Raw genomic sequence first — 12,206 nt, forward strand, 5'->3', positions numbered from 1 at the left:
GGGCTCAGGCGGTGACGAACTCCCACTGGTGCCCGTCCGGGTCGACGATCTCGCGGGAGTGCATGCCGGAGTCGGCCATCTCCTCGCGCAGGTCCTCGGGCAGGGGCACCTCGGCGGCGCCGAGCTCGATCGCCCGGTCCGCCAGGGCGTCCACCGCCGCGGCGTCGCCGACGGTCAGCGCCATGAGGGCGGAGTTGGTGGTGAGGCAGTCGGCGATCTCACGGTTGCCGATGAAGTCGGTGTAGTAGCCGGGGCTGAGGTACATCGCGTACGTCGACTCGGTGAGCTCGATGCACACCGAGTGCTCGTCCGAGTAGTCGTCCATTGCGGTGGCGCCCAGGGTCGTCCAGAACTCACGGATCCGCTCGGTGTCCGTCGTCGGGAGGTTGATGAACACCGGCTGGGAGAACAAGGCCATGGGGAGCACCGTAGACGAGGCGTTCGGCCCGCCGCCACCGCGCGCGTGTCGCGGGCGCGCGGGCGTGGCGTGGGCCACGGAGCCGCTCCCGACGACGGCGCCCGCGGCCTGGCGCGTCCGCCCCCGTTGGTAGCGTGGCCGCCATGAGCGTTCCTCCCTCTGGCCCGCCGGCCGGTCCGCCCGCCGGCTGGCCGCCGTCGGGCCGGCCGTCCGCCCGCCGCGCCGCCGTCGCCCCGAGCCTGCACGGGCACCCCGGCGCCCCCGGTGGCGTCCCCGCCGGCTGGCCCGGCCGCCGGCCCGCGGCCCGCCCCGCGCCGGACTGGACCCCGGGTCGGTTCCACTGGGGCGACGCCGTCGTGGTGCTCGTGTACGTGGCGCTCATGGTGCTCGGGCTGGGGCTGTGGCTGGCGGTGTCGCTCGGCCTGGTCCCCGGTGACCTCGAGGCGTTCGACCTGGTCCGCGACGGGTTCACGGTGAACATCGTCAGCTACGCGATCCTCGTGGTGCTCGTGCTGGCCGTGGCCTGGCGCCCGCTCGTGACGTCGCTGCGGGTGTTCCGCACGGGGACGTGGTGGAAGCTGTTGCTGCTGCCCGCCACGTGGCTGGCGTGCATCGTCGTGAACGTGATCGTGCTGAGCCTCATCGGGGAGGCGCAGACCAGCGCCAACCAGGCCGCGCTCGAGGAGATGACCACGCAGGCCCCGCCCGTGCTCATGATCCTCATGACCGTGGTGGCCGCCCCGCTCGTGGAGGAGTACCTGTTCCGCCACCTGCTGATCGGCAAGCTCTCCCGCTGGATCAACGTGTGGGTGTGCGCCGTGGTCTCCGTGCTCGCGTTCACACTCCTGCACTTCCTCGGCACCGGCGGCGACTTCCGGCTCGTGGAGACCGTCCCGTACCTGACCCTCGCGGTGGCGATCACGGTGTCCTACATCCTGATGGGCCGCTCGTTCGGGTACGCGGTGCTGCTGCACATGGTGAACAACGGCATCGCCATCGCGATGCTCTACCTCGTGGCCCCCCTGCTGCCGGACACGCTGCCCGGCCCCACTGCCCCGACCACGGCGCTGGCCCCGCTGCTGGCCCTGCTGGGCTGAGATGGCAGGACCCTCCGGCTCGACGGCGGCGCCCGCCCCGCAGGACGCGCGCGCCCTCACGCGGCGCATCCTCGCGCTCGCGGTCCCCGCGTTCGGCGCGCTCATCGCGGAGCCGCTGTTCCTGCTGGCCGACACCGCGATCATCGGGCACCTGGGCACGGCCCAGCTGGCCGGCGTCGGGATCGGCACCACCATCCTGCACACGCTCATCGGCCTCATGATCTTCCTGGCCTACGCCACCACCCCGGCGGTGGCCCGGCTGATCGGGGCGGGGAACCCGGCCGCCGCGATGGACCGCGGCCGCGACGGCATCTGGCTGGGCCTGCTGCTCGGCGCGGTGCTGGCCGTCCTCGGCTGGCTCGCGGCCCCCGCGCTGACGGCGGCCCTCGGCGCGACGGGCGAGGTGCAGGCCCACGCCGTCGCCTACCTGCGCTGGTCCATGCCGGGGCTGCCGGCCCTGCTGGCCGTGCTCGCGGCCACCGGGGTGCTCCGCGGCCTCCAGGACACCGTGACGCCGCTCGTGGTGGCGGGTGTGGGCTTCGGCGCGAACATCGGGCTGAACGTGGCCCTGGTGTACGGGCTGGGCTGGGGCGTAGCTGGCTCGGCCGTCGGTACGTCCGTGGTGCAGTGGGCGATGCTCGTGACATACCTGTTCGTGCTGGCCCCGCGCTTCCGCCGCTCGGGCACGGTGTGGGCGCCCCGTGCGTCGGGCATGCGCGCCACGGCCCAGGTGGGCTCGTGGCTGCTGCTGCGCACCGCGAGCCTGCGCGCGGCCATCCTCATCACCGTCATGGCCGCCGCCGGCGCGGGCGACCTCACCCTCGCCGCGCACCAGCTCGTCTTCACGCTGTTCTCCACGCTGGCGTTCGCCCTCGACGCCCTCGCGATCGCCGCGCAGGCCCTGATCGGCGCCGAGCTCGGGGCCGCCCGGCCGGATGCGGCCCGTCGCCTCACCCGGACGATGGTGCGCTGGGGGCTGGGCTTCGGCGTCGTGACCGGGGCCGTGCTGGCCCTGGCGGCACCGGTGCTGCCGGGGCTGTTCACCACGGACCCGACCGTGCAGGCCGCCGCCACCGTGGGCCTGTGGGTGCTGGCCGCCGGGCAGCCGGTGGCCGGGTACGTGTTCGTGCTGGACGGCGTGCTGATCGGCGCCGGCGACGCCCGCTACCTCGCCCTCGCCGGCCTCGTGAACCTCGTGGTCTACGCGCCGGCGCTCTGGGTGCTCGCGCAGCTCGCCACGGGCGGATTCGGCTGGACCGCGGCCTGGCCCGGACCGAACGCCGCCGTGCCCGACGCCGGCGTGCAGCTGGGCCTGCTCTGGCTCGGCTTCGCAGGGGTCTACATGGGGATGCGGGCGCTCACCCTCGGCTGGCGGGCCCGGCGCGACGACTGGATGCGGCTCGGCGTCGTGTGAGCGCGTCCGGGCGGTGACGCGCGGGCCGGGCCGCGGCCGCACTGCTCCTAGACTGGGGCGGTGGCTACCGTGCAGACCCCCCTCGAGATCTCGTCCGTGGTGTTCAAGCCGATCCTGATCCGCGCCGTGGTGGCGCTGGCGTTCGGTCTGACCACCGTGTTCGTCGCCGAGCCGGGCCTGACGTGGATGAAGGTCATGTTCGCGCTGTACCTGGCGTTCTCCGGTTCGGCGATGTGGGAGTACCTGCGCCGCGACCCGGTGCCCGTGGCCATGCGCTCCCCGCTGTCCCTGGCGGCGGCCGCGTGGATGCTCGGCGTGATCGTGCTGCTGTTCCTGGGGTCCCCGGCGGCGGTGGGCGTGGCGGCCGGCGCCGCCCTCGTGCTCGGCGGCGTCGCCGAGCTCGTGGCGTGGGCCCGCCACCGCCGCGAGTTCATCCCCGCGCGGGACCAGCTGTGGACCGGACTCGTGGGCCTGCTCTCCGGGGGCGGCGTGGTCGTGGCCGCCCTGCAGGGCTTCGGCCCGCACGCCCTGCTCGGCATCGCCGGCGGCGGGGCGATCCTGATCGGCGTGCTCCTGATGGTCTCCGGGCTCGGCTTCCACCACGAGGTGCGCCGGGACCGGGGCACGGCCAGGGGCCTCTGAACCGGGCCGACGTCGTCGTCCTGACCCGCGGGGCGGACGTTCGCCGGGGGAGGACCTCGGGGCCCCGAGGGGCCACCCGTCGGCCGGACGCGTAGACTGGCTCCGGTCCGCCGCGCCCCGAGGGCCTCAGCCCCGGGCGCCTGCGCGGGCCGTGTCGCCCCAGCCGCCCCCAGCCGTCAGGAGTCCCGCCGTGAGCGCACCGTCCCCCCGCCCGTCCGCCGATCGCGCCGGATCCGGCCGCCCGGCACGCGGCGGTCTGCGCACCACGGTCAAGGGCCCGCTCGTCTTCTCCGCCGTGCTCGGCCTGATCGGCGGGGTGATCGCCGGCATCACCGCCTCCGGCGGCACCCAGAATCCACTGCGCGTCGACATCGCGCTGATCGCCTTCGGCGTCTTCTTCATGACCTCGCTCGTGGTGGTGGCCATGCTGCAGCTCGCCGCGCGCGAGAACCCGGACCACCTCTCCCAGGGCTCCGGTGTGAACCGCTCCTCCGAGGAGATGTTCCGCAAGGCCGCCGCCGACCGCCGCGCCCAGGCCGCCGCCGAGCGCCGCGAGCAGGGCGGCACCGGAGGCGACGCCCCCCGCGCCTGAGCCCGGCGCCTCAGAACCCGAGGCTGCGTGCCTCCCGCCGCAGCGCGTCCGCCGAGGCGTGCAGCGCCCGCATCTCCGCGTCGTCCAGCTCGGGCTGGATCACGCGGGTGACGCCGTCGCGCCCCACCACGGACGGCATGGACAGGGCGACGTCCGAGAGCCCGTGGACGCCGTCGAGCACGGTGGAGACCGGCAGAATGGCGTGCTGGTCGCGCAGGATCGCCTCGAGCAGGCGGGTCGTGGCCACGCCGACCGCGTACGTGGTGGCGCCCTTGCCCTGGATCACCTCGTACGCGGCGTGCACCACGGTGTCCGCCACCTCGTCCAGGTCGGCGCGGGTGAACAGCGGGTCGACCGGCGTCGGCCACTCCAGGATGGGCGTCGGGCCGATGCGCGCCGAGCTCCACGCGGGGAACTCCGTGTCCCCGTGCTCGCCGAGGATGGCCGCGTGCACCGACGACGGGTGGACCTGCGCCCGCGACGCCAGCAGCCACCGCAGGCGGGACGTGTCCAGGAGGGTGCCCGAGCCGATCACCCGGCCGGCAGGCAGACCGGTGAGGCGCTGGGCCACCAGCGTGAGGACGTCCACGGGATTGGTGACGAGCACGATCAGCGCCTCCGGCGCGTGCGCCTGCACCTGGGGCAGCAGGCCGCGCAGGATCTCCACGTTGTGCGCGCCGAGGTCGAGGCGGGTCTGCCCCGGCTTCTGCTTGGCGCCGGCCGTGATCACCACGACCTCGCAGCCGGCCAGGACGTCCGGGTCCGCGCCGCCGGTCATCGCCGACGCGGAGGTGAACGGGGTGCCGTGGGCCAGGTCGAGGACCTCGGCGCGGACCTTGGGCTCGTCGATGTCGTACAGGGCGACCTCGCGGGCGACGCCGCGGATCAGCGCCGCATAGCAGATCGCCGTGCCGACGCCGCCGGCCCCCACGACGCCGACCTTGCGGTGGGCGGGTCCGAGGGACGCGGGGGCGGCGGGGGTGTGCTCGCTCATGCCTCGCAGGCTAGGGGTGTCCGGTCGGCCGACGGAACCACGAGGCCGCCCCGTCCCCCGATGTTCAGCGCCGGGTCACCTGGCGGGCAGGGCCGGGTCAGTCCTTCTTCTTGTCCGACTTCTTCTTGCCGGCCTTCTTCTCCGCCTTCTTGCGGGCCTTCTTCTTCGCCTTCCTGCGCTCCTTCTTCTCCTTCTTGGTCTCCTGGCGGGGCTCGTCGGCGGGGGCCTCGGAGTCCACGACGGCCTCCGGTGCCTCCGCCTCCTCCGGCCCGGCCGGATCCGCCGCGGGCGCGGCCTCCGCCGCCTCGGCCAGGCGTGCCCGGTAGGAGCGCACGTGGGTGCGGTTGGCGCAGTTGGCCTCGTCGCAGAACCGCTTGGACCGGTTCCGGCTGGCGTCCACGAGCGCGTTCTCGCAGTCCTCGCCCTCGCACACGCGCAGGCGGGTCAGCTCGCCGTCCATCGCGGTCTCCGCCAGCGCGAGGGCGGCCATCGCGGCCAGCCGCTCCACCGCGTCGGCGGGGACCTGCGCCGGGGCCAGCCCGACGACGTCGCCCCCGGCCGTCAGCCGCAGCGGGCCGGCCGCGGCGAGGAGGGCGTTCACGCGCTCCACGGCGGCCGCCTCGTCCCCGGCGGCGAGGGCCCAGACCTCGGCCAGACGGCCGCGGAGCTCGCGGCCACGCACGGCCGCGGCGGCGGCCAGGCGGAGGCGGACCTCGTCCTCCTGGAGCTCAGGGACGAGAGAGGGCAGCTGCGTGGCGGCGGTGAACCGCTCGTCGGCCGGCTGACCGCCCCGCAGGCCGGGGGCGGTGTTCAGGAACGCGGCCAGGGAGGCGAGGCGGGAGAGCGTCGGCGCGGAGAGCATGGGGAAAGCGTACGGCGGGCCCGCCCTCGCGTCACCGGCTTCACGCCGCGTATCGGGTCGCCTCCGGCGCCGTCCCGTCCAGTACCCTGACCCCCACGGACCCCGTCTGCGCGGCGGGGTGCACCCATGGGGCCGGAGGGGCCCCCGAACCAGCACAGGAGACCTCCATGTCCCAGACCTCCCAGGCGACCGGTCGCCTCTCCGCCGGGCACGTCATCGTCAAGACCCTCGAGTCCCACGGCGTGAAGCGCGTCTACTCCGTGCCGGGCGAGTCCTACCTGGACGTCCTGGACGGCCTGTACGACTCGGGCATCGAGAACGTGGTGTGCCGCCACGAGGGCGGCGCCACGTACATGGCCGAGGCCGACGGCAAGATGAACGTGGTCCCCGGCGTCGCCATGGTGACGCGCGGCCCGGGCGCCGCGAACGCCCACGTCGGCCTGCACACCGCGTGGCAGGACTCGACGGCGCTCGTGCTGTTCGTCGGCCTGATCCCGTTCGAGCACCGCGACCGCGAGGCCTTCCAGGAGTTCGACCCGCACGCCTGGTTCGGCACCGGTGCGAAGCGCGTGATGGTCCTGGACCACCCGGAGCGCGCCTCCGAGATCGTGGCCGAGGCCATGTTCGCCGCCAGCTCGGGCCGGCCCGGGCCCGTCGTCGTCGGCCTGCCGGAGGATGTGATCCGCCAGGAGATCGACGCGCACCTGCACCCGCAGATCCCCGTGGCCCCGGGCGGCATGACCGTGGAGGACTGGAAGTCCCTGCACGCCGCGCTCAAGGAGTCCCGCAAGCCGCTGTTCATCACCGGTGGCAACGACTGGACGGACGAGGGTGCGCAGACCCTGACGACGTGGCTGGAGGAGCACAAGATCCCCGCCGCCGCCGAGTGGCGCACCGAGGGCACCGTGCCGTTCTCCTCGCCGTCCTACGTGGGCCCGATCGGCTACGGTCGCCCGAAGCCGACCTACGACATGCTCGAGGAGACCGACCTCATCGTGTTCGTCGGCACCGTGCCGGGCGACGTCGTGACCAACGGCTTCACCATCCGCCAGAACTGGGACAAGAAGAACTTCCTGGTCACCATCGACCCGTCCCTGCGCGGCCGCTCCGGCCCCGTGTCCCACCAGATCGTGGCCAAGCCGGACGTGTTCATCCGCGACCTCGTCCGCATGGAGCTCGAGGTCAAGCCGGAGTGGGAGGAGTGGACCTCCCGCATGCGCGGCGAGCAGGAGAAGTTCGCGGCCCTGCCCCCGGCCGAGCCGTCCGAGGGTCAGGCGAAGATGGCCACCCTCATGGCCAACCTGGTGCCGAAGCTGCCGAAGGACTCGATGATCTCCCTCGGCGCGGGCGAGCACACCAACTGGGCGCACCGGTACTTCCCGACCGAGGGCTACCGCGCCATGATCTCGGCCCGCAACGGCTCCATGGGCTACTCGGTGCCGGGCGCCGTGGCCGCGTCCCTGAACTTCCCGGACCGCACCGTGGTGACCATCGCCGGCGACGGCGAGTTCCTCATGAACGGTCAGGAGCTGGCGACCGCCGCGCAGTACGGCGCGAAGCCCCTCGTGATCGTCATGGACAACCAGGAGTACGGCACCATCCGCACCCATCAGGAGCGCGAGTACCCCGAGCGCGTCTCCGGCACCCAGCTGAAGAACCCCGACTTCGCCGCCATGGCCCAGGCGTTCGGCGGCTTCGGGGTGCGCGTGGAGCGGGACGCGGACGTGCCGGCGGCCGTGGACGCGGCGCTCAAGGCGGTCCAGGAGGAGGGCCGGTTCGCGCTCATCCACCTGATCGTGGAGCAGCGCGTCAAGGCCTACTGAGGCCGGCGGCGCGGTCCCCGCCGTCCCTCCGGTCAGGCCGCCGTCGTGGGGACGTCGAAGCGCAGCTGGGGCACGGGGAAGGGCGCACCGTCGAGGTCCGCCTCGACCCGGTCCCGCAGCACGCCCCCGCACGCACGGATCGTGGCCACGGAGGCGGTGTTCGTCTCGTCGCACGTGAGCAGGGCGGCGGGCACCCCGCGTGCGGCCAGCAGCGTCAGGGCGCCGCGCAGCAGCCGCGCGGCGTGGCCCCGCCGCCGGAACGCGGGGCGCACCGCATAGCCCACGTGTCCGTTGACGTGCCGCAGCGCCTCGTTCAGCTCCCACCGCACGGACACCCGGCCCACCAGCTCACCGTTCTCGTCCACGCCCACGTAGAAGGAGGCGGGCGCGCGGCCGGGCTCGACGTCGCCCCGCGCCTCGGCGGCGAACGCGCGGCGGATCGCGGGGAAGGAGCGGGTGCCGGCCATCAGGAAGTCGAACCCCTCCCGATGCAGCTCGGCGTCCGCCTCGCGCGCCGCGATCTCGTCCGCGGCGCGCAGCGGGCGCAGCAGGAGGCCGTCCACGGTGACGGTGGGGCTGGGGTCCGGGAGCATGTGCCGAGTGTACGAGGGGGACGCCGGGCGTGGCCGCGTGAGCCGCCCGCCGCCCCAGCCCTCGTGCTTTCCCCACCTCCGCGCCACCCCCGCGCCGTGAGCCAGACGTTTCGGTCGTGATCAGCCCCTGATTGCAGCCGAAACGTCTGGCTCGCGGCACAGCCCCCGGGCCGCCGCGCCCCCCACGACACGAGCAGGGGTGACGTGGATCACGTTCGAGGCTAGGGTGTGGGGACCGACGATCGCCCATCCCCAGGAGGTCGCGATGACCGTGCCGTCCTCGTCGGCGGAGCATGCGCTCGACGCTCGCCCCGAGCTGCCGGGCGAAACCGTGTCCCGCGTCGCCATGACGCCCGCGGCGCTCGAGCTGATCCGCCGACTCCTCCCGATCCACGGCCCGCTCATGTTCCACCAGTCCGGCGGCTGCTGCGACGGCTCCGCGCCCATGTGCTATCCCGCCGGCGACTTCACGACCGGCGCCGCCGACGTCCTGCTGGGCACCTTCGCGCTGCCGGCCGAGGGGGACCAGGCCGCCGTGGAGATCCCGTTCTGGATGTCCGCCGCCCAGTTCGAATACTGGAAGCACACCCACCTCACCCTGGACGTGGTGGACGGGCGCGGCTCCGGCTTCTCCGTCGAGGCCCCCGAGGGCAAGCGGTTCCTGATCCGCTCGCGGTTGATGGCAGGCTCGGGATGAGCTCGACCCTCGCCACCGGTGCCTACCGGCGCGCCGTGGACCGGGCCCACGAGTCCCTCGCCGCGGTCCGCCTGTCGCTCGCGCCGTCGTCGCCCACCGCTCCGGCCGGGGCGGACCAGGGCCTGCGCGCCGCCCTGCAGGGACTGCGCCGGGAGGTCCGCGAGTCCTGGCTGCGCTCCCTCGGCGCCCTCACCCCCGCGGTGCCCGGCCAGACCGACCCGGCCACCCTCGCCGACGACGACCTCGCCGCCGCCCGCCGCGAGCAGCGTCTCGCCGTGGCCCTGCCGGTGGTCCGCCGCATGCTCATCCACCCCGCGGCCGAGGCCGGGATGCTCGCCGCGATCGGCAACGCGCGCGGCCACCTGCTGTGGGTCGAGGGCGACCGGACCGCGGTGCGCCACGCCGAGACCATGGGCTTCGTGGCCGGCGCCGACTGGTCCGAGGCGTCCATGGGCACCTCCGCCCCCGGCATCGTCCTCGCGACCGGCGCCCCCACGCAGGTCAGCCGCGGCGAGCACCTGAGCCCGCGCGTGCACCCGTGGAGCTGTTCGGCCGTCCCGCTCACGGACCCGGCCACCGGGCGGCTCGTCGGGGTCCTGGACCTCACGGGCGGCGAGGACGCCGTCAGCCACCTCGCCCTGCCGCTGCTCCAGGCCACCGTGGACGCCGTGCACGCCGCCTGGCGGGACCTGCCCGCCCCGTCCCGGGGCCGTCCCCGCGGCACCGCCCCGACGCCGGGCCCCTCGGCTCTGCCGTCCGCCTCGCCGGCGCCGAGCCCCGCCGCCGCGCCGCACCGCCCCGACGCCGCCGCGGGCCTGCTGCGCGTCACCGGCCACCTGCCGCCCACGCTGGACGGGGTCGAGCTCACCGGCCGGCACGCCGAGATCCTCACCCTCCTCGCGTGGCACGGCCCGGGCCTGACCGGCGCCGAGCTCGAGGTCGCGCTGTACCCGGAGGAGACGGCCGGTCCCCGGCCCGCGCCGGGCGCCGCCCCCGCCCGCGCCATCTCGCTGCGCGCCGAGGTGCACCGTCTCCGCCGGGCGCTGCAGGACGTGGGGGCGCCGGTGGCACTGCTGTCCCGGCCGTACCGGCTCGTGGGGGAGGTGCACGCGGACCTGCTGTGCGCGCGGGAGGCGCTGCGCGCCGGGGATCTGGACCGTGCGCTGCACGCGGCGGCCGGGCCGGTGCTGCCGCGGTCAACGTCCCCCGGTGTCGCCTCGATCCGCGCGGAGCTGGGGGAGGCGCTGCGCGAGGCCGTCGCCCAGGACGCGGATGTCGACCAGCTCTGGGCCTACCTGGGCCGCCCCGAGGCCCGCGACGACGTCGAGCTCTGGGGCGCCGCCCTGCGTCTGCTGCCGACGGACTCGCCGCGGCGCGCGCTCGCCGTGGCCACGCTCGAGCGGATCGAGCGGGACCTGGCCTGAGCCGGCCCGCCCCTCACCCGCGCCCGGCTGCAACCTCCGTGCAACCTCCCTGTGACTAGGGTCACAGCCACGGCAGGGCGCCACCCGGCGCCGAGGCAACCGCAGGCAAAGGAGCCAGCACCATGACCGTCTACGCATTCCCGGGCACCGAGGGAGCCAAGGTCGAGTTCAAGTCCCGCTACGAGCACTTCATCGGCGGAGAGTGGACACCCCCGGTCAAGGGCCAGTACTTCGAGAACGTCACGCCCGTGACGGGCAAGGTGTTCTGCGAGGTCGCCCGCGGCACGGCCGAGGACATCGACGCCGCCCTCGACGCCGCCTGGAAGGCCGCCCCGGCCTGGGGCGCCACCTCGCCGGCCGAGCGGGCGCTCGTGCTGCACCGCATCGCGGACCGCATGGAGGAGAACCTCGAGATGCTGGCGGTCGCGGAGACGTGGGACAACGGCAAGGCCGTCCGGGAGACCCTCAACGCGGACGTCCCGCTGGCCATCGACCACTTCCGGTACTTCGCCGGCGCGATCCGCGCGCAGGAGGGCCGCCTGTCCCAGGTGGATGAGGACACCGTCGCCTACCACTTCCACGAGCCGCTCGGCGTGGTCGGCCAGATCATCCCGTGGAACTTCCCGCTGCTGATGGGGGTGTGGAAGCTGGCGCCCGCGCTGGCCGCGGGCAACGCCGTCGTGATCAAGCCCGCCGAGCAGACCCCGGCCTCGATCATGGTGTTCATCGAGCTGATCGCGGACCTGCTGCCGGCCGGCGTCGTCAACGTGGTCAACGGCTTCGGCCTCGAGGCCGGCAAGCCGCTCGCGCAGTCGCCGCGCATCCGCAAGATCGCGTTCACGGGCGAGACGACGACGGGCCGGCTGATCATGCAGTACGCCTCGGAGAACATCATCCCGGTGACCCTGGAGCTGGGCGGCAAGTCGCCCAACGTGTTCTTCGAGGACGTCATGGCGAACGACGACGCCTACTGGGACAAGGCACAGGAGGGCTTCACCCTGTTCGCGCTGAACCAGGGCGAGGTCTGCACGTGCCCGTCGCGTGCGCTTGTGCAGGAGTCGATCGCGGAGAAGTTCCTCGACGCCGTCGTGGAGCGGACCTCGCGCATCGTCACCGGCAACCCCCTCGACACGGACGTGATGATGGGCGCCCAGGCCTCCAACGACCAGCTCGAGAAGATCACGTCCTACCTGGACATCGGCCGTCAGGAGGGCGCCGAGGTGCTCATCGGCGGCGCTCGCGCCGAGATGGAGGGCGAGCTGGCCGGCGGCTACTACGTGCAGCCCACGATCTTCCGCGGGGACAACTCGATGCGCATCTTCCAGGAGGAGATCTTCGGGCCGGTGGTCTCGACGACCACGTTCACCGACTTCGACGACGCCATGCGGATCGCCAACGACACGCTCTACGGTCTCGGCGCCGGCGTGTGGTCCCGGAACGGCAACACCGCCTACCGCGCGGGCCGGGCGATCCAGGCCGGCCGCGTGTGGGTGAACAACTACCACGCCTACCCGGCCCACGCCGCGTTCGGTGGGTACAAGTCCTCCGGCATCGGCCGTGAGAACCACCTGATGATGCTCGACCACTACCAGCAGACCAAGAACCTGCTCGTCTCCTACTCCGAGGACAAGCTCGGGTTCTTCTGAGCCG

The 12,206-nt window shown here is 73.9% G+C and carries 12 protein-coding genes; 8 read left to right on the forward strand and 4 right to left on the reverse strand.

Annotation, left to right across the window (positions count from 1 at the left end):
- Nucleotides 1-4: 4 nt before the first annotated feature.
- Nucleotides 5-418, reverse strand: coding sequence for a VOC family protein (locus HDA34_RS07685; protein WP_020621736.1), 414 nt, complete (start codon nucleotides 416-418; stop codon nucleotides 5-7).
- A 143-nt stretch (nucleotides 419-561) separates the two neighbouring features.
- Between HDA34_RS07685 and HDA34_RS07690 the strand changes: the two genes are divergently transcribed.
- The 4 genes from HDA34_RS07690 to HDA34_RS07705 all read left to right on the forward strand — a co-directional run bounded on the left by HDA34_RS07690 (nucleotide 562) and on the right by HDA34_RS07705 (nucleotide 4,163).
- Nucleotides 562-1,515 (forward strand): CPBP family intramembrane glutamic endopeptidase, encoded by a 954-nt coding sequence (locus tag HDA34_RS07690; protein ID WP_036317511.1) that lies wholly within the window; start codon nucleotides 562-564, stop codon nucleotides 1,513-1,515.
- Between the two features lies 1 nt (nucleotide 1,516).
- Nucleotides 1,517-2,929 carry an MATE family efflux transporter gene (locus tag HDA34_RS07695; protein ID WP_134377386.1) on the forward strand — a complete coding sequence of 471 codons (1,413 nt, stop codon included), beginning with the start codon at nucleotides 1,517-1,519 and terminating at the stop codon, nucleotides 2,927-2,929.
- A gap of 60 nt (nucleotides 2,930-2,989) precedes the next feature.
- A complete protein-coding gene (locus HDA34_RS07700; protein ID WP_010079963.1) occupies nucleotides 2,990-3,571 on the forward strand; it encodes a hypothetical protein in 582 nt (193 codons plus the stop codon).
- A gap of 190 nt (nucleotides 3,572-3,761) precedes the next feature.
- Nucleotides 3,762-4,163, forward strand: coding sequence for a hypothetical protein (locus HDA34_RS07705; RefSeq protein WP_049144854.1), 402 nt, complete (start codon nucleotides 3,762-3,764; stop codon nucleotides 4,161-4,163).
- Between the two features lie 10 nt (nucleotides 4,164-4,173).
- On the opposite strand, the gene HDA34_RS07710 is transcribed toward HDA34_RS07705, so the two are convergent.
- Together HDA34_RS07710 and HDA34_RS07715 are read right to left on the reverse strand one after the other, a co-directional pair.
- The gene (locus HDA34_RS07710; protein WP_119217701.1) at nucleotides 4,174-5,157 is read right to left on the reverse strand and encodes an L-lactate dehydrogenase; all 984 of its coding nucleotides are present in this window, start codon (nucleotides 5,155-5,157) and stop codon (nucleotides 4,174-4,176) included.
- 97 nt (nucleotides 5,158-5,254) lie between these two features.
- Nucleotides 5,255-6,019 carry a CGNR zinc finger domain-containing protein gene (locus tag HDA34_RS07715; protein WP_134377385.1) on the reverse strand — a complete coding sequence of 255 codons (765 nt, stop codon included), beginning with the start codon at nucleotides 6,017-6,019 and terminating at the stop codon, nucleotides 5,255-5,257.
- 167 nt (nucleotides 6,020-6,186) lie between these two features.
- Here HDA34_RS07715 and HDA34_RS07720 point away from each other — a divergent pair, with 167 nt between their 5' ends.
- Nucleotides 6,187-7,842 carry a thiamine pyrophosphate-dependent enzyme gene (locus HDA34_RS07720; RefSeq protein ID WP_049144858.1) on the forward strand — a complete coding sequence of 552 codons (1,656 nt, stop codon included), beginning with the start codon at nucleotides 6,187-6,189 and terminating at the stop codon, nucleotides 7,840-7,842.
- Between the two features lie 32 nt (nucleotides 7,843-7,874).
- Here the strand turns inward: HDA34_RS07720 and HDA34_RS07725 are convergent, their stop codons facing one another.
- Nucleotides 7,875-8,435 (reverse strand): GNAT family N-acetyltransferase, encoded by a 561-nt coding sequence (locus tag HDA34_RS07725; RefSeq protein ID WP_134377384.1) that lies wholly within the window; start codon nucleotides 8,433-8,435, stop codon nucleotides 7,875-7,877.
- Between the two features lie 265 nt (nucleotides 8,436-8,700).
- On the opposite strand from HDA34_RS07725, the gene HDA34_RS07730 reads away from it, so the two are divergent.
- The 3 genes from HDA34_RS07730 (at nucleotide 8,701) to exaC (ending at nucleotide 12,202) form a co-directional block, all read left to right on the forward strand.
- A complete protein-coding gene (locus tag HDA34_RS07730) occupies nucleotides 8,701-9,132 on the forward strand; it encodes a DUF779 domain-containing protein (RefSeq protein ID WP_036316759.1) in 432 nt (143 codons plus the stop codon).
- Nucleotides 9,129-10,556 carry a helix-turn-helix domain-containing protein gene (locus tag HDA34_RS07735; protein WP_134377383.1) on the forward strand — a complete coding sequence of 476 codons (1,428 nt, stop codon included), beginning with the start codon at nucleotides 9,129-9,131 and terminating at the stop codon, nucleotides 10,554-10,556. Before HDA34_RS07730 ends, HDA34_RS07735 begins: the two co-directional genes overlap by 4 nt.
- A gap of 122 nt (nucleotides 10,557-10,678) precedes the next feature.
- Entirely contained in the window at nucleotides 10,679-12,202 is a 1,524-nt protein-coding gene (exaC, locus tag HDA34_RS07740; RefSeq protein WP_041103406.1) for an acetaldehyde dehydrogenase ExaC, read from the forward strand.
- Nucleotides 12,203-12,206 lie beyond the last annotated feature (4 nt).

The organism is Micrococcus luteus, assembly GCF_014138885.1.
Taxonomy (GTDB): domain Bacteria; phylum Actinomycetota; class Actinomycetes; order Actinomycetales; family Micrococcaceae; genus Micrococcus; species Micrococcus luteus.